General features: G+C 30.3%; 11 protein-coding genes and 1 tRNA gene. 8 read left to right on the top strand and 4 right to left on the bottom strand.

Annotated elements, in window-relative coordinates:
* Nucleotides 1–291: 291 nt before the first annotated feature.
* Nucleotides 292–3,117, bottom strand: coding sequence for a DNA polymerase I (gene polA, locus EC396_RS16885; protein WP_129368032.1), 2,826 nt, complete (start codon nucleotides 3,115–3,117; stop codon nucleotides 292–294).
* 397 nt (nucleotides 3,118–3,514) lie between these two features.
* Between polA and EC396_RS16880 the strand changes: the two genes are divergently transcribed.
* The 7 genes from EC396_RS16880 (at nucleotide 3,515) to EC396_RS16850 (ending at nucleotide 14,318) form a co-directional block, all read left to right on the top strand.
* Nucleotides 3,515–5,476, top strand: a complete 1,962-nt coding sequence (locus EC396_RS16880) for a T9SS type A sorting domain-containing protein (protein ID WP_240665771.1) — start codon at nucleotides 3,515–3,517, stop codon at nucleotides 5,474–5,476.
* Between the two features lie 53 nt (nucleotides 5,477–5,529).
* Entirely contained in the window at nucleotides 5,530–6,390 is an 861-nt protein-coding gene (locus tag EC396_RS16875) for a hypothetical protein (protein WP_129368031.1), read from the top strand.
* A 49-nt stretch (nucleotides 6,391–6,439) separates the two neighbouring features.
* A complete protein-coding gene (locus EC396_RS16870; RefSeq protein WP_129368030.1) occupies nucleotides 6,440–7,498 on the top strand; it encodes a hypothetical protein in 1,059 nt (352 codons plus the stop codon).
* Nucleotides 7,499–7,786: 288 nt separating this feature from the next.
* Complete coding sequence (locus EC396_RS16865) at nucleotides 7,787–11,248, top strand: PAS domain S-box protein (protein ID WP_129368029.1); 3,462 nt, start codon at nucleotides 7,787–7,789, stop codon at nucleotides 11,246–11,248.
* A 109-nt stretch (nucleotides 11,249–11,357) separates the two neighbouring features.
* Entirely contained in the window at nucleotides 11,358–12,575 is a 1,218-nt protein-coding gene (locus EC396_RS16860) for a metallophosphoesterase (protein WP_129368028.1), read from the top strand.
* Nucleotides 12,576–12,714: 139 nt separating this feature from the next.
* Nucleotides 12,715–13,938, top strand: coding sequence for a phosphoserine phosphatase SerB (gene serB / locus EC396_RS16855; RefSeq protein ID WP_129368027.1), 1,224 nt, complete (start codon nucleotides 12,715–12,717; stop codon nucleotides 13,936–13,938).
* A gap of 83 nt (nucleotides 13,939–14,021) precedes the next feature.
* Nucleotides 14,022–14,318 carry a co-chaperone YbbN gene (locus EC396_RS16850; RefSeq protein WP_129368026.1) on the top strand — a complete coding sequence of 99 codons (297 nt, stop codon included), beginning with the start codon at nucleotides 14,022–14,024 and terminating at the stop codon, nucleotides 14,316–14,318.
* Here the strand turns inward: EC396_RS16850 and EC396_RS16845 are convergent.
* Together EC396_RS16845 and EC396_RS16840 are read right to left on the bottom strand one after the other, a co-directional pair.
* Nucleotides 14,315–14,941 (bottom strand): polysaccharide deacetylase family protein, encoded by a 627-nt coding sequence (locus EC396_RS16845; RefSeq protein ID WP_129368025.1) that lies wholly within the window; start codon nucleotides 14,939–14,941, stop codon nucleotides 14,315–14,317. The two genes, EC396_RS16850 and EC396_RS16845, sit on opposite strands and share 4 nt — an antisense overlap.
* Before the next feature lie 3 nt (nucleotides 14,942–14,944).
* A complete protein-coding gene (locus tag EC396_RS16840) occupies nucleotides 14,945–18,028 on the bottom strand; it encodes a DUF2723 domain-containing protein (RefSeq protein ID WP_129368024.1) in 3,084 nt (1,027 codons plus the stop codon).
* Nucleotides 18,029–18,190: 162 nt separating this feature from the next.
* Between EC396_RS16840 and EC396_RS16835 the strand changes: the two genes are divergently transcribed.
* Nucleotides 18,191–18,261: transfer RNA gene (locus EC396_RS16835), tRNA-Gln, on the top strand.
* Between the two features lie 112 nt (nucleotides 18,262–18,373).
* Here EC396_RS16835 and EC396_RS16830 read toward each other — a convergent pair.
* Nucleotides 18,374–18,872, bottom strand: a 499-nt coding sequence (locus tag EC396_RS16830; RefSeq protein ID WP_164975340.1) for a transposase, incomplete at its 5' end; no start/stop codon positions are given.

The following is an 18,872-nucleotide window of genomic DNA, read 5'->3' as shown; positions in this document are numbered from 1 at the left end:
ACAAACAGTAAAATTAAATGAATATTAATAATTTAATAAGAATGATGAAAATGTTGAATTTTGACCTTGGTTAATCGTTATCAATTAGTAATGAGCAATGTAGAATTATGAATTGAAAAAAAAGTATTCAATTTTATTTGTACTATGTTAATTGTTTAAATAATGTAGAATTTTAACTTTTGTTACTTCATGCCTTTTAATCTTAGAATCTTCATCATTAACTTTAAATAATTCATTACTCATTATTAATTATTAATTATTCATTATTCATTATTCATTGTTCATTATTTATTAATGTGCTTCTAACCAATTTTGTCCTTCACCTAAATCAACAGTTAAAGGTACTGTTAGTTTAAAGGCATTTTCCATAGTGTTTTTAATAATTGGTTTTAGGGTTTCCAATTCGCTATTGTGCATATCAAAAACCAATTCATCATGTACTTGCAATAAAAGTTTGCTTTTGTAGTTTCCTTCTGATAGTAATTGTTGGATTTTAATCATCGCAATTTTAATAATATCAGCTGAGCTTCCTTGAATTGGCGCATTTACAGCATTTCTTTCATCAGCAGAACGTACAATTGCATTTTGTGAATTGATGTTTTTTAAATACCTACGACGTTTTAAAATGGTTTCAACAAATCCGTTTTCACGCGCCAATTCAACCTGGTTGGCAATGTATTGTTTTAATTTTGGAAAAGTGTTGTAATAATTGTCTATCAATTCTTTGGCTTCAGCTCTAGATTTTTTTAACTGTTCAGCTAAAGTAAAAGCACCTTGTCCGTAAATAATCCCAAAATTTACTGCTTTGGCATCTCCACGTTGTTCGCGGGTAACTTCATTTAATGGTACGTTAAAAACTTTTGAAGCAGTTGCAGCGTGAATGTCTTCACCTCGTTTAAAAGATTCAATCATACTTTCGTCTTCACTTAAAGCGGCAATAATACGCAGTTCAATTTGAGAGTAATCGGCAGCAACTAAGGTGTAATTTTCGTTTCTTGGTACAAAAGCTTTTCTAACTTCTCTGCCTCGTTGTGTTCTAATTGGTATATTTTGTAAATTAGGGTTGTTAGAACTTAGTCTGCCAGTTGCAGCAACAGACTGGCTATATGTAGTGTGTATGCGACCTGTAATAGCGTTAACCTCCTTTGGTAAGGCTTCAACATACGTATTTTTTAGTTTTACCAAACTGCGCCAATCTAAAATATCTTGAACAATTTGATGTTTAGGAGCTAGTTTTGATAAAATTTCTTCGCCAGTAGCATATTGACCAGTTTTTGTTTTTTTAGGTTTTTCAATTAATTTTAAATGATCAAAAAGTACATCTCCTAGTTGTTTGGGCGAAGCTAAATTAAATTCAACTGCCGCTTCTTTATATATGGTGTCTTCTAAATTTTGAATGTCGGTTGTTAATTGCTGATCTAATGAATTTAAAAATTCACCATCTAATTTAATACCTTCTAATTCCATAGCTGCTAAAACACGTAATAATGGAATTTCAATTTCGGTAAATAGTTTTGTTAAATGATGTTGCTCTAATTCTTCTTTAAAAATTTGTTTTAACTGAAATGTTAAGTCGGCAAATTCAGCAGTATAATTTGCTAATTTAGAAATTTCTAATTGTGTAATAGATAGTTGATTTTTACCAGTTTTACCTATTAAAGATTCTAAAGTAATAGGGCGGTAGTTTAAATAAGTTTCAGCAAGTACGCTCATGTCGTGGCGCATATCTGGACTTAATAAATAATGTGCTAGTGTAGTGTCAAATAAATTTCCTTTTAGTTGAATGTTGAATTTATTTAAAACCTTGATGTAGTATTTACTGTCTGAAGATATTTTTTCAATAGATTCATTTTCAAAAAACGATTTAAACTCATTTAAAATATCAACTTGTTCGTCTTTATTTATGGCAATAAAATAGCCTTTGTTTTTTTCAAAAGAAAATGAAATTCCTACTACTTGAGCTTCAAAATTATTAGCGCCTATAGTTTCTAAATGAAAAGCAACAGATTGTTGTTGTAATAACTTTTGAAGTGTTAATTTTCTTGAAAAAGGTGTGTCAACAAATTGATAAAGTTGATTTGAAGTTTCAATATTTTCGTAACCCAAAGTATTTGTTACAACTTCAGCAGGACTTGCAAATAAGTCAAATTGATGCGATTCGCTACTTATTGAAGTTGTATTTTCTATTGCGGTTGTTGTTTCAACTTTTTGACCTTCTTTGCCATGTTTAGGGAATAATTGAAAAATGGCAGGTAAGCTTTCGGCAATTCGTCTAAATTCTAATTCTTTAAAAACCTCATTGGTTTTTTCTAAATCAGGGTGATTCAATTCAAAATCTTTTTCATGAAACTCAACAGGGCAATCCAATAATATGGTAGCTAGTTGCTTAGATAAAAGCCCTAATTCTTTATTGGCTTCAATTTTTTCTTTCATTTTACCTTTTAAATCCTGTGTATTTGCCAGTAAATTTTCTATGCTTCCGTACTCCTTTAAAAACTTTTTAGCAGTTTTTTCGCCAACGCCTGGCAAGCCTGGAATATTGTCAATAGCGTCGCCCATCATTCCTAAGTAATCAATTACCTGTTTAGGGTGTTCAATCTCAAATTTGGCTTTAACTTCAGGTATTCCCCAAATTTCAATACCATTTCCCATTCGGGAAGGTTTGTACATAAAAATATTTTCAGAAACCAATTGGGCAAAATCTTTATCGGGTGTTACCATATAAACCTGAAAACCTTCTTTTTCGGCTTGTTTAGAAAGTGTTCCTATTAAATCATCAGCTTCAAAACCTTCTTTTTCAATAATTGGAATGTGCATAGCTTCCAAAATTTGATGGATATATGGCACTGCAATTTTTATGGCTTCAGGTGTTTCTTGTCTGTTTTGTTTGTATTCTGGAAATACTTCAGATCGAATGTGAGAGCCGCCTTTGTCAAATGCTACTGCTAAATGATCTGGTTTTTCGCGTTTAATTACATCGAGCAATGAATTTGTAAAACCCAAAATTGCTGAAGTATCCATTCCTTTTGAATTGATTCTTGGATTTTTAATTAAAGCATAGTACCCACGAAAAATAAGTGCATAAGCATCTAAAAGAAAAAGGCGTTTTTGTTGCATGTTATTCGTTTTTTTTAAAAGGTTTTATTTAACGACTTTTTAAAGCTGGTGGTTAAATATAAATTGTAATAAAATAATTTTTCAAATTTAGGAAACAAAAAGAGGTTAGTTTCTTTTTTTTAATCTTTTTATCTTATTTTTTTAGAAATTAATATTGGTCGATATTTATTTGGTTTAGATTTTTAACATTTTCTAAAAAATAGAAATAAATGATAATTAAATATGTAATGAATTAATGATGAAATTTCATTTTTCAAACAGTGCTTTAGCTTAAATATTGGCTCTTAAAAACCAATTATATTAAAAATTATACCATTTGTTTATAAAAACATACCATTTATTAGGATAATTAGGTAAATTGTAATAACTTTATCTAAGTAAATAAAATTGGGGTATCATGAGAAAAGTATATATTTTTTTATCGATGTTATATTTTAGTAGTTTGTTTCCTGTTTTTGGACAAATTGTAAATGAAGGTACATTTAAAATTATGGATGGTACGGAAGTTTATTTTGGAAATGAGTATACTAATAAAAATGGAGCAACTCATGATAATGAAGGAAGTTTACATTTAAATCACAATTTTGTAAACAATGGAGTAACTTCAATTCCAACTTCTGGAACTACTTATTTTGATAGTGATACAAATACTGTTCAAAGTATTTCTGGGTCAACCAACGAATGTCATTTTTATAATTTAGAAGTTAACTTAACAAATGTTAGTAAGCAAGGTGTTTCTGTAACTGATAATTTTGGGTTATTTGTTAAAAATCAAGTTGTGTTAACAAGCGGTGATTTGCGTTTGGTTGGTGAAGCGCAGTTGATACAAACAAATAATATTGCAAATGCCGGCATTGGAAAATTACTAAGAGATCAACAAGGTGTTTCTACAACTTATGGTTTTAATTATTGGTCGTCTCCAGTGCATACCACAGGTGTGTTTAAATTAAATGGAGGTTTATTTGACGGTAAAGATGCTGCTTTAAATTTATTTACTCCAAAACAAATCTTATTTAATAGTGGTTCTCCTTATAACGGAAAGACTTCAGTTGTTGATGGTGGTGGAAATGTATTAACAGCAGCAACAATTAACACAAGTTGGTTGTATACTTATACTGCAAATACAACTGGTTACGCTGGTTGGAATAAAATATATCAAAACAATGAAATAGCACCTGGATTGGGTTATAGTATGAAAGGTACAGGAGCGCCATCTCAAAATTATGTTTTTAAAGGAACACCTAATAACGGTAATTATAGTTTTCCTATAAACGGAGGTCAAACACTTTTGTTGGGGAATCCATATCCTTCAGCTATAGATGCAGAACAATTTTTAACAGATAATGCTTCGGTATTAAATGAAATTTATTTTTGGGTTGATGGAGGTACAACATCACATAACTTATCAGATTATTTAGGTGGTTATGCTGTTTATAATTTAACTGATGGAGCTTCGCCATCAATAATACAGGGAACAGGTGGTGTTGGAACAGCTTCAGGTGTTCCTGAAAGATATATTGCTGTTGGTCAAGGTTTTTTTATAGATGCAGTGGCAAATGGGGCAATTACATTTAATAACGATCAAAGAGTATTTAAACCTGAAACTGCTGTAGATTCAAAATTTTTAAAAACAGCAAAAAAAGTCATAGCTGCAACAACTGATCTTTCAACAAAAAGTATTGTAAGAGTTGGTTACAGAGATCCAGAGGGATTTCATCGCCAAATTGTATTGGGTTTTATGCCAAACTCACGTGCTAATTTCAATTATAATCCTGGCTATGATGCGTTAATGGTAGACCCAAGAGCTGATGAATTGTTTTTTGTAATTGAAAATGATTTGTCTAAAAAATATGTAATTCAGGGAGTTAGTGATTACGAAAGTTCAGCAAGGCTTCCGTTAGGTTTGGTAATGTCTGAAACCGGTACTCATACTATAATGCTTGATGGTGTAGAGAATTTTACGGAGACAGTTTATGTTTTTGATAAAGTGTTAAATACTACACATAATATAAGTGAAGCTAATTTAACAATAAATCTGCCTACAGGAACTTATTTAGATAGATTTGAATTGGTATTTGAGCCTGTTAATAGTGAAGTTGCTTTGGGAATTGAAGAAATGGATAAGTCAAAATTTAATGTTTTTTACAATGGAAGCGAAAGCATTGTAATTAATAATAAAAACAGTGTAGAAATTATTGAAGTGCAAATTTACAATGCAGTTGGTCAGCAAATGTTGAAATTAAAAGGCAATACTTTATTGCAGCCAAGTAATGTAATTCCGTTTAATTATCCAAAGGGAATGTATGTAGTAGTTGTTGAATCTAATCAAGGAAATGCCACATATAAAATTGTAAATTAGTACATAGTTTTAAATAAGTTAAAGGGGTTGATAATTAATTATAAAATTTTATTATGGTAAGTTTAAAGTATAAATATATTCTGGTTTTAATAACAATACTTTTTTTTGTATCTGTTAGTGTTGTTGCTCAGGTAGGTATTGGAACAAATGTTCCAGATGCTTCTTCAATGTTAGATATAACTTCTTCAGATAAAGGATTTCTTCCTCCAAGAATGGATACTTCAGCAAGAGACCTTATTGGAGCTCCTGCAACAGGTTTGTTAATTTACAATATCACTACTAATAAATTAAATTATTACAACGGAACCTCATGGCAAGTTGTAGAAACTGGAGCTGGTAGTTATGTAGATTTAACATCAAATCAAACAATTGCAGGAAATAAAACTTTTACAGGAACGCTTACTGCGGCTGGACGGTTAATGTTGCCTATGGGTGAGATTAGTTATTTTAACAATAGTTCTGATCCAAATGTTTTGGGTTTTACAGTTGATATTACGGCTAAATCTACGGGATATGCAAATGGTACTGATAATATGATGAAAATAAATCCACCTGGGTCTGTATTTGTTAATGATATGTTTGGTACTGGAGTTAATAATAAGTTAACATATACGGGTACTGTAGGTAGATATTTTCATATAGCATTAAGTTTTAGCTACTCACCAGATAATTTAAAAGATGTATTTATATTTGGAGTAGCAAAAAATGATTTTTCTGCCGGAACCACGGTAGTTGAAGATTCTTCAAAAGTATTAATTACAACAGGTTCAAAAGCAGATTATAATAGTACAGCAATGCATGTGTTATTGTGGTTAGATACAAATGATTCTATAGAGTTTTATGTAGGTAATGTTACAAATGACAATAGAGATCTTTATATTAAATCATTTAATTTTGTTGCAATAGGAATGTAATGAGTAGTTTTAAATAAAAATAAATAATAGTTTAATTAAAAATTTGAATATGAAAAATCTAAAATTATATATTGTAAGCTTAGGTGTTGTGTTTTTTATGTCTTTTAATGCTTCTGCCCAAGTAGGTATTGGAACTACAACACCTGATGCTTCATCAATGTTGGATATACAATCAAATGTCAAAGGAATTCTAATACCTAGAATGTTAACCAGTGAACGAAATGCTATCAGTAGTCCAGCAAATGGATTGATGGTTTTTGATACCGAAACAAAAAGTTTTTGGTTTTACAATATAAATGTTTGGAAAGAATTGGTTTCAGACAGTTCTCTTGTTGATGCTGATGGAGATACTAAAGTTGAAGTTGAAAAAAATGCAGATGAAGATATCATAAGATTTTCAGCAGCAGGGACAGAGTATGTGCAAATTAATCCAAACGGAGATATTAAGCTAGGTAATAAAGGTGCTTCAACGCTTACAGGTGGGGCTGCAGGTGGATTAGAATCAGATAATATTAACGAGGAAAATTATACAAAAATTACTGCAGATGGTTCTTTAAGTTATGTTGGAAATGCAACTAGATGGGATGACTTGAAAGTACCTGTGAATGCTGTGAAAATTAATAAAACTGTAGATCCGCCATCATGGGGTTCTTTTTTAGGAGATTTAGCATTGCTTTGGTTTAGAAGTGGTAAGTCAGACGATGTTGTATTCAATATTCAAATGCCTCACGGTTGGAAAGAAGGCAGTAAAATATACCCACATGTACATTGGACAACAAAAGATGTAGCTCCTGGTACAAATAGAGTTACTTGGGTATTAGATTATACTTGGCAAAAAGTGGGAGGAACATTTACGAGTAATACTCCAATCTCGGGGACTGCTGTTGCAACTCCTAATGAAGGTAGCATTGAGAATTATGAACATATTATTACACCTATAGGAACTGGTGGTATTGATGGGACTGGAATGACACTCTCAAGTATGTTGGTGTGTAGACTTTCTAGAAGCGCTTCTGATTCTTACAGTGGTGATGCAGGTTTGTTAGAAATAGATTTTCATTACCAAATTGATAGTGATGGTAGTAATCAAGAATATACCAAAGAATAATTTTTAAAACCATTTAGAGTATTTTTTCATAAAGTGTTTAAGTTTATTCCGGGATATTTTGCTAACAAACAAGCAAAATACCTCGGAATATTTTTTTAAAATAATACAAGATTAAATATGAAGGTCTATATATAATTTCGTATTTACATAATAGTGTATTTCGTTCTTATGTTTAAAAATTTGTACTGTGTTGTAAAAAATATTATATTTATTATTCTAAAAATTGGAATTGTTGAATTGTAAACTTCTTTAAGCTAGAATCTTATTAATAAATTTTAAAAATTGTATATGGAAATATTAGGTTTTATTTTAAAATACAAAAGAATATTGGTTGCTATAAGTATTGGTATTTTAAGTATATTTTTATCAAAGCAAGATGTTTTAATATATGTTTATGATTTTGATTTTAACATTCCTTGGATTTCAGTTTTAACAATAATAGTTTCAATGGCTTGGGGTTGGAGATACGGTCTTATAGCCGGATTGGCAGGTGGTATCTATTTTCCTTTTATTTTATGGCCTCAATATGGCTGGGCAAACTTAGGAACATCATTTATTTTTTTAGGGTATTTTGTTTTAATAGGGTATATTTATAATCGTTATTTTAAAAATAAAAACCAACGGATGTTTGGCGTGTTTGCTTGTTTTTTAATAGCCCTATTTGTTTATAATGGTTTTTTATTTAATAAATTACTTTCTTTAAGTGCTTCTTTTTTAACAAAGCAAACCGTAAGCAATATACCTCGCGAAATGCTATTTAAATTTGCAAGAGTAGATGGTGCAAGTATTTTAATTTTAACTCTTTGTGCAGATGTGTTACTTAGAATTAATGGGGTACGAAAACTTTTTGGAATTCAAACAACTCCAATTTTAAAAAATAATTTAAAAATATTATTTGGAACTTTATTTGTATTCATTTTTGTATGGTTAATATTTATTAGTTTACAAACGGTTATTTTTAGAGAAGATCTTAGTGATCAAAAAATTCATGGACAAATTGCATTGTTTATACTTCTTTGTGTAGCTATAATTACAGCACGTATTATTTTTTATTACAGCGAAAATCATCATAAAATTTTGAACAAGCTAAAGCAAAGTCAATCAAATTATAAAATACTTTTTGATAATGCCAATGATGCAATTTTAATTATAAAGGAAGAAATAATTATTGATTGCAATTCAAAAGCACTAGAGGTTTTTGGGGGTAATAAAAATGATATTATTGGTAAATCTATTTCCAGTTTGTCTCCATTAAAACAACCAGACGGTGAGTTGTCTAATAACAAGGCAAATAGATTGCTAAATGCTGCTTTGGTTGGTGAGCCTCATAGATTTGAATGGCAACATAAAAGATTAGATGGTACTACGTTTGAAGTTGAGGCATCATTAAACAGAATTGATATTAAAACTGATGTAATTGTACAAGCTATTATTAGAGATATTACAGCTCGAAAAAAATCTTTTGAGTTGGCACGAAAACTTTCTTCTGCAGTTGAACAAAGTTCTGCATCAATTGTAATTACAAACTCTTTTGGAGAAATAGAATATGTAAATCCAAGGTTTACTGAAGTTACGGGTTATACATTAGATGAAGCAATAAATAAGAATCCAAGAATATTAAAATCAGGACATACAACTAGCGGAGAATATGATAATTTATGGGGTACCATTTCTTCAGGAAAAGTATGGAAAGGCGAATTTAAAAATGTAAAAAAGAATGGTGAATTTTATTGGGAATCGGCCTCAATAGCACCAATTGTGAACGAATTGGGTGTTATTACACATTTTGTGGCTGTTAAAGATGATATAACTGAGCGTAAAAAAGTTGATGAGTTGTTAGAGGAAAGTGAAATTAAATATAGAACTATTTTTGACAATCTAAATGATGTTTTTTTTATTACCAATTTACAAGGTACTATTATTGAAGTAAGCCCATCTGTTAAAAATATTTTTGGATATGATAGAGATCAGTTAATAGGTGTAGATGTTTTTAATTTTTATTTAAGCGCAGACAGTAGAGTATCATTGTTAAATATTTTAATTGAAAAAGGATTTGTTAACGATTATGAAGTTGAATTGAATGCTAAAGATAACAGCCGTGTTTATGTTTCTGTAAATGCGAAATTGATATTTTATGAAAATGGAGAGCCAAAACACATTGAAGGTATTTTAAGAGATGTTACTGAAAGAAAATTAAATGAGGAAAAAATTAAAATAAACGAATATAGGCTAAGAAAAGCTCAGGAAATTGCAAAAATTGGAACTTTTGAATTGGATATTAAAAAAGGTATTTATTGGGGTTCAGAAGAATCTAAAAGAATTTTCGGTTTAAATTCTAATGTAGAAATATTTTCTCAAAAACAAATTAAAGATTGTTTTGTAAATTCAAATTCAAAAGCTCTTTTAAGAGATATTTTCGAGCAAAAAAATTCATATGAAGTAGAGCAGGAAATATATAAATTTGGAACTAACGAAAAAAGAATCATAAAAACAGTAGCTGAGGTTAAGAGAGACCAAAAAGGTAAGCCAATTAAAATATTAGGGCTTGTATTGGATATTACTGAAAGAAAAAAAATTGAGCAAGAATTGATAGATGCTAAAGAAAAAGCAGAACAAAGCGATCGCTTAAAGTCAGCATTTTTAGCAAATATGAGTCATGAAATAAGAACTCCAATGAACGGTATCCTAGGTTTTTCAAACCTTTTAAAACAGCCCAATTTATCTGGAGAAAATCAGCAAAAGTTTATAGCAATAATCGAAAAAAGTGGTGCTAGATTGCTAAATGTTATTCAGGAAATTGTTGATATTTCTAAAATTGAATCGGGTGTTACAAGTATTATTTTGTCTGAAATCAATGTCAACGAAAAATTAGAAGATGTTTATAATTTACTAAAAATTGATGCTGAAGAAAAAGGAGTTCAACTTATTTACAATAGTCAAACAAACAAAGAATTTAAAATTAAAACTGACAGTGAGAAATTATATATGATTCTAACCAATCTTGTAAAAAATGCAATTAAATATACCGATGAAGGTTCTGTAGAATTTGGTTATCAGCAAAAAGAAAGCTGTTTAGAGTTTTATGTAAAAGATACGGGTATTGGGATAGCTCTAGACAGACAAGAGGCTATATTTGAAAGATTTATTCAGGCTGATATTGCAGATACTGAGGCAAGGCAGGGGGCAGGTTTGGGCTTGGCCATTGCTAAAGCATATGTTGAAATGTTAGAAGGTGACATATGGTTAGAAAGTACAGTAGCAAAAGGATCTACATTTTATTTTACAATTAAACATAAGGCTGAGTCTGAGCCAATAAAAACAATAAACAACGTTGAAATGGTACAAGATAATTACAATTTAGAAGGAAAACTTAAAATATTAATTGTTGAAGATGATGATATATCACAATTATTAATTTCAGTAATAGTTAAAAAGTTTTCTAAAGAAATAATAATGGTAAAATCTGGATTGGAAGCTATAGAAGCCTGTAAAAAAAATACAGATATTGATTTGATATTAATGGATATTCAAATGGCGGAAATGAATGGATATATCGCAACACAACAAATACGTAAGTTTAATACTGATGTTATAATAATTGCGCAAACCGCTTTTGCGATGGCTGGAGATAGAGAAAAAGCACTGGAAATTGGCTGTGATGATCATATTTCTAAGCCTATTAATAAAAATGAGTTAACTAAATTAATAGAAAAGTATGCTGAAAAATATAAATTTATGGTTAATAGTTAATTATTTTTAGCCAAATATAAATTGCTATATTCAATATATTATTGTTAAAACGCTCTTAATTTTTTCTACAACATTTAAATAATCATAAAATAAATATAGATTTGTTTTTATGATACGTTGGATAATATTTACTGCATTTGTTTTATTTGTTGACTTTTATGCTTTTCAAAGTGTAAAAACGGTCACAAAAAATAAGTATTTTTTAATTGCTTATTGGTTGTTTTCACTGGTTATTTATGTAAATATAATTTACCAACTTGCTACTTTTAACAACTCAAATGGTATGTCGCAATCTGTAATGTTTGCATTCGGATTGTTAATTTTATCTATAACACCCAAAATAATTGCACTCTTAATAATGTTTGGCGAAGATATTTTTAGAATTTCAAAAGGAATTTTAAATTATTTTACGAGTTCAAAATCATCTACATTTTTAGCTGAAAGGCGCGAATTTGTAAGTAAAGTGGCACTTGGTATGGCTGCAATTCCGTTTTTTTCTGTAATTTATGGTATGGCTCGTGGTAAGTACAATTATCAGGTAATTAATCATACTTTATATTTTGATGATTTACCAGCAGCTTTCGACGGATTTAAAATCACACATATTTCAGATATTCATAGCGGTAGTTTTGACGATCTAAGTAAAATAGAACACGGTATAAACCTAATCAATCAACAACAATCGGATGTTATTTTATTTACAGGCGACATTGTAAATAATACAGCTGAAGAAATGGATCCTTGGATTCCGTATTTTAAAAAATTAGAAGCTAAAGAAGGTAAATATTCAGTATTAGGAAATCATGATTACGGTGAATATGCTCGTTGGAAAAGTGATGATGAAAAAGTTTTAAATTTTGAGGCTATAAAAAATATTCACCCAAAAATTGGCTTCAACCTATTGTTAAATGATAGTGTTTATTTGGAAAAACAAAGTGATAAGATTGCTTTGGTTGGTGTTGAAAATTGGGGAACTCGTTTTAAAAAAGCTGGTGATTTAAAATTAGCATCTTCAAAAATTTCAAAAGAAGATTTTAAAATTTTAATGAGTCATGACCCTTCGCATTGGAATGCAGAAGTTAAAAATGATGAAAATAATTATCACCTCACATTAAGTGGCCATACACACGGAATGCAGTTTGGTATTGAAATTCCAGGTATAAAATGGAGTCCGGTGCAATATGTTTACGAGCAATGGGCTGGAATTTATTCAAATTTAAACAGGTATATAAATGTAAATAGAGGATTTGGTTTTTTAGCATTTCCGGGGCGTGTTGGTATTTGGCCAGAAATAACTGTAATTACCTTGAAAAAGTTGGAAAAATAAATGTCAACACTTGGTTTTAATTTGTTATATAATTAAAAATATAATCAAAAATGTGAAATTAAGGTGTTTTGTAATAAATTAAAGATTAACTACTTGGTAGTTATGCAAAATTTTATCAATTTCACGGCATAAAATAATTATGGCAACAGAAATTTACTTATTAAATATATCAGGACAAGATAAACCAGGTTTAACTTCGTCTTTAACCTGTGTTTTATCAGAATACGGTGCTAAAATTTTAGATATTGGTCAAGCAAATATCCACGATACTTTGTCGTTAGGTATGATGTTTGAAATTCAGTCTGGAGAAAAATCTGCAGCTGTGTTAAAAGATCTTCTTTTTAAAGCATACGAACTTGGTATTTCAGCAAAGTTTAGTCCAATTTCACTAGGAGATTACGAGAAATGGGTAAAACTTCAAGGAAAACACCGTTATATTATTACAATTTTAGGTGAAAAATTAGAGGCAAAACAAATATCTGAAGTAACTAAAGTCATTTCTGATAAAAATTTAAATATTGATGCTATTAAGCGACTTACAGGTCGTTTGTCATTGGTTGAAAAAGAAGAATACCCGAGAGCGTCTGTGCAGTTATCTATAAGAGGAAGAATAGATAATAAATCTGAATTTACAGAAAAGTTTATGAAAATTTCTCAAGAGTTAGATGTTGATATTGCTTTTCAAGAAGATGATATTTTTAGAAGAAATAGACGTTTGGTATGTTTTGATATGGATTCAACCTTAATTCAAACTGAGGTTATTGATGAGTTGGCTGAGCGTGCAGGTGTTGGTGAGCAAGTAAAAGCAATTACAGAATCTGCTATGAATGGCGAAATTGATTTTAAAGAGAGTTTTAAAGCGCGAATGAAACTTTTGAAAGGTCTTGATGAAGCTGTGCTGCAAGAAATTGCTAAAAATTTACCTATTACTAAAGGTGCAAGGCGATTAATTGATGCGCTTAAAAGTTATGGTTTTAAAACAGCTATTCTATCAGGTGGATTTACCTATTTTGGAAATCATTTGAAGGAAGAATTGGGTATGGATTATGTGTTTGCAAATCAATTAGAAATTATTGATGGTAAATTAACAGGTAACTATCTTGGTGAAATTGTAGATGGTGATAAAAAAGCCGAATACCTTAGAGAAATAGCCAAAAAAGAAGGTATAGATATTGCCCAAACTATTGCAGTAGGTGATGGGGCTAATGATTTGGCAATGCTAAATGTGGCTGGTTTAGGTATAGCGTTTCATGCGAAGCCAAAAGTTAAAGAGAATGCGCAAAGTTCAATTTCAAGCATAGGATTAGATGGTGTGTTGTATTTTCTTGGATATCATGACAGGCAAATCGATTTGATTGGTTAATTGTCTTTATTCAATTAAAATGTTACATTTGTATATATAAATGTAGATTTTTGAAAATTAATCAAGATATAAATAAATAGGTTATGGCAAAGTTTGGCGAATTAATAAGTTCGGATATTCCTGTTTTAATTGATTTTTATACTGAATGGGAAGAAGATTCTAGTGTTGTTCATGCAACATTGCGTGATGTAGCTGCGGCGCTTGGTGATAGAGCTAAAGTAATAAAAATTGATGTTGAGAAAAACGAAATTTTGGCAAATGCCTTGCGAATAAAAGGGAATCCTACTTTTATTATTTATAAGGATGGCGAAATGAAATGGCGTCAATCGGGTGATCAAGATGCAAATACATTGATTAGCTTGGTGCAACAATATCTTTAATTAATTGCCTTAAAAGTATAGCCTTTAGCAGTATAATATTCTAATATTTTTGGCAATGTGAATTGTAGTTTTTCTAGCGATTTATAATTATCGTGTAGCACTACAATACTTCCATTTTTAGTGTTTGCAATTACATTTCTTAAACATTGTTCATTTGAAACAGTAGCATCAAAATCAGCACTTAAAACATCCCACATAATAATTTTATACCCTTTTTTTCTAATCTTTTTAGATTGTGAAAAGGTGAGTTTTCCGTAAGGAGGTCTAAATAGTTTTAGGTTTAGGTTTGTTTTTTTTTCAAATAATTCAATATTTTCAACGTAATTTAGAGTTGAGGTGTTAAATCCATTTAAATGGTTATGGGTATGATTTCCTATACTGTGATTGAGTTCAAGTATTTTTTGAGAAACAGCTGGATATTTTGTTAAGTTTTCTCCAACACAAAAAAAAGTAGCTTTTGCATTGTATTGACTTAGTTGATTTAAAATCCAATAAGTAATATCGGGTGTTGGACCATCATCAAAAGTAAGGTATAAGTTTTTTTCTTTTGATGAAAAACTCCAAATCCAGTTTCTTAACAGTAACTTTATTAGATTTGGAGTTTTTATAAAATAATGTTTCATAAATTATTCTTCAAGTAAGTGCTGAAACATTTTTAAATAGTTAATGTATTCATCTCTTAAACCCGATGCAAATTCTTTATCATCAAATTTTATGGAGGTTTTTACAATTTGGTCGTACATAAGTAAACTTCTTTGTAATTCGTCTTCAATACTGCTAAAATATGATTGGTTAAATTGACTGTAATAAACCAAGTTTTCTTGAAAAACAATTATTAATTCACTAGCTAAATTACGAGCCTTTTCTTTTTGGTTTAAAATGTAGTACAAATCAATATAAGAAATAAGCATACTGTAGTGTCCAAATTTATGTACAGGCATTTTTTCTAATGAAATGTCTAAAATTTCTAAAGCTTTTTCATTTTGACCTTCACTTATTAAAACACGTGCTAAGCGTTCCATGTTGTTTCTGTATGTTACAGAATTTTTTCTGGTTTCAGGGTCTAAATAAATGTTATCATCAGTAATATTTCTCCAATCCCAATTCATTACATTTTTGTACATAATGTCTGAGTTGATTCTACCCATATCAAAAAAGCTACCCTCATTTTTTGTTTGAATAGGAACCAATTTAAAGGTCATTCCATCTAGTTGTAAATAATCTTTTAACCAAATATATTCTTCATCGGCTTGAGCGCCACCTGTAAAGTATATTGGTTTTTCCCAATGATTGTTAGCTAAAATATCAAGCATTAAAATTCGGTTTTTAGTAAGTGAAGAACCAAAATTAATATCAATATAAGGAACAATTAAATCAGCATCTTTTGCAGCAACAATACCATTTCTCAATACAGCTTCTTTATCAACTGGGATTCTAATTTTATTAGAAGGAAGCACTTTTTCTTTTATTCCGTCACCATCTAAATCGTATTGAGTAATATCTTGATCGCTTTCAATCCATTTCATTAAATATTCAATATCAATTACAGAATCTTTTAATTGTGGAAATATTTCTTCAAAATAATAGGCAACATCTAAAGTACCCCATTTGTATTTGTCATGAGTTAATTGAGACGGAATTGGGTCTGCTTCATAGGTTTTTCGTTTCATTTGATCTATGTACCAGTCGGTTGCAAATAAACTGGTATTGATCAATTTCATATCAGTTCTATAATTTTCAACTTCTTGCATATACCAAAGTGGGAAAGTGTCATTGTCTCCAATGGTGAATAAAATGGCATTTGGATCACAAGAGTCTAAATATGCTTTTGCATTTAAATGAGCTGTGTAACGATTAGATCTGTCGTGATCGTCCCAGTTTTCAGAAGCCATTAATGTTGGTACTGCTAACAAAGAAACTACAGAAACTGCAATTGCTACTGTTTTTGGATTGGCATAAGCTTTTAATTTTTCAAACAATGCCAATACACCAAAACCTACCCATATTGCAAAAATATAAAACGAACCTACCACAGCATAATCTCGTTCACGAGGTTCAAATGGTCTAGGATTTGTATAAAATATAATAGCCAATCCGGTAAAAGCAAAGAAAAGTAGCAATACATAGAAATCGTTTTTATCTTTTTTAAAGTGAAAAACCAATCCTATAATCCCTAAAATTAGCGGTAAAAAATAATAAGTATTTCGTCCTTTATTGTTTTTAACGTCAGATGGTAAGTTAGACTGAGGTCCTAAAAAGTAACTATCAATCGCATTGATACCACTTATCCAGTTACCATTATGAATATCTAATTGACCTTGTTCATCGTTTTGTCTTCCAACAAAATTCCACATAAAATAGCGGCCATACATATAACCAAATTGGTAATCGACCATAAATTTGATATTTTCTATAAAAGTTGGTCGTCGTTTACTGCTTTGTGGAATGCCTGCAATGGCTTTGTAGTTTTTTATTGCGTTTGCATCAGTACTTACCATTCTAGGCATAAAACCCTTGTGTTTGTCGCTCCAGTTAGGTAAAGCATCTTTGTAGTTATTTACAATAACATATTTATTTGTTTCGAAGTCTTTTTCATACTTAGGTTTGTCATCACGCGTAGGGTTTTCGCTATCAGATTCTCTGTTGTAAACCAAAGAGTAATAGGTGTCGTAGAAAACATTGGCATCACCATATTGTTCGCGGTCGTAATAAGCCAATAATTCACGAGCACTTGATGGATTATTTTCGTTAATTGTTGTGTTGGCATTTGCTCTAATAGGCAACATAAGCCAAGATGAAAACCCTATCATTATAAACAATACAGATAGTATAATTGTGTTGGCTTCAACCAATTGTTTTTTGTGAGTATACTTAATTCCATAGTAAAAGAATGCAATCAATAAAACACCTGCAATAATACTTCCAGAGTTAAAAGGCATTCCAATAGAATTTACAAAAAACAATTCTAAAGCACTAAAATATTTTAAAGTGTATGGAAACAACATTTTAAATACAAACATTAAAACTAAAATAGCAGCAGCATTGGCAATTATAAATTGTTTAATATTTAAATTTTTATGTTTTTTGAAGATGTATAAAAATACAATTGAAGGAATTACCAATAGAGATAAAATGTGTACACCAAACGATAAACCAACAACAAAACTTATTAAAAGTAGCCATTTGTTTCCTTGGGGTTTGTCCATTTCTTCTTCCCATCTTATTCCTAACCAAAATAACAAGGCCATTAAAAATGAAGACATTGCGTAAACTTCTCCTTCAACAGCGCTAAACCAAAAACTGTCTGAAAAAGTATAAGTTAAACCACCTACAACACCACTTCCTAAAATAGCAATGTAAGAGCTAGAAGTTAATTCGTATGATTTTTCAACCAATTTTTTACCCAATGCGGTAATGGTCCAAAACATAAACAAAATGGTAAAAGCACTTGCTAAAGCCGACATAAAGTTTACCATTTTGGCAATTTCTAATGCATCAGTAGTAAACATGGCAAAAAATGCACCTAACATTTGAAATAAAGGAGCTCCTGGAGGATGTCCTACTTCTAATTTAACAGCAGTTGATATATATTCTCCACAATCCCAATAACTAACTGTAGGTTCAATTGTTAAGGCGTATGTAATTAATGCAATTGTAAAAGTGGCCCATCCAATTATGGTGTTCCATTTAGAATAATTAAACGAATTCATATTAAATTTTTTAACGGGACGAATTTAGCAAAATTAATCTATAATATGCTGCTTTATGCACTGTTAATGTATTGCTAAAGAGTAAATGAAAATATTTTTTTAAAAAAAACAGCAAAAATGTTTGTGAGATTCAAACTTTGCTTTAAATTTGCACCCGCAAAATGACCCATGGTGTAATGGTAGCACTCCGGTTTTTGGTATCGTCAGTCAAGGTTCGAGTCCTTGTGGGTCAACAAGCAAATTTCAAGAATCCTGTAAACATAATAGTTTGCAGGATTTTCTTTTTTTAGTGTGTCACTTTTTGTGTCACTTTAGATAATAGTGAATCAATAACAATTGTTGTGTTTATGCAAATATTGTTGTTAATCTAAAAAGGAAGAACTCAACGTTTCTAACTCCTCTAAATTGAGCTCTAAACGCTTTTATTTTAGCATTGAATGATTCAGCTGAAGCATTAGTGCTTCTATTTATAAAATAGTTTAGGATTGACCTATAATTGAGTGTTATCGTATTTGCAATTGTGTTGAACGCTTTAAAACCTGTATTTTCTACATCTTTATACCAATGTGCTAGCTTTGTATATGCTACTTCTATAGTTTTGGCTGTATTGAATATGTTCCTTAGTCCTTGAGTAAGATCAAAAGCGATTTTTATATCAGGATATTGATCGAACAATATTTTGCTTCTACAGTATTGGCTTTCTGTCCAATTTGAGGGGGCTTTGTATAGCAAGTATCTACTTCTAGCCAAAAGTTGTTTTCTTGTGTCTCCGTTGCTAAACTCTTTGGGAGAGCATGTGCTGTTCTTTGCTTTTGCTAGTTTTATCTGTTCATTCTCTAGTTCT

This window comes from Lutibacter sp. HS1-25 (genome assembly GCF_004121075.1).
Lineage (GTDB): Bacteria > Bacteroidota > Bacteroidia > Flavobacteriales > Flavobacteriaceae > Lutibacter.
This window is presented reverse-complemented; position numbering and strand designations above follow the sequence as displayed.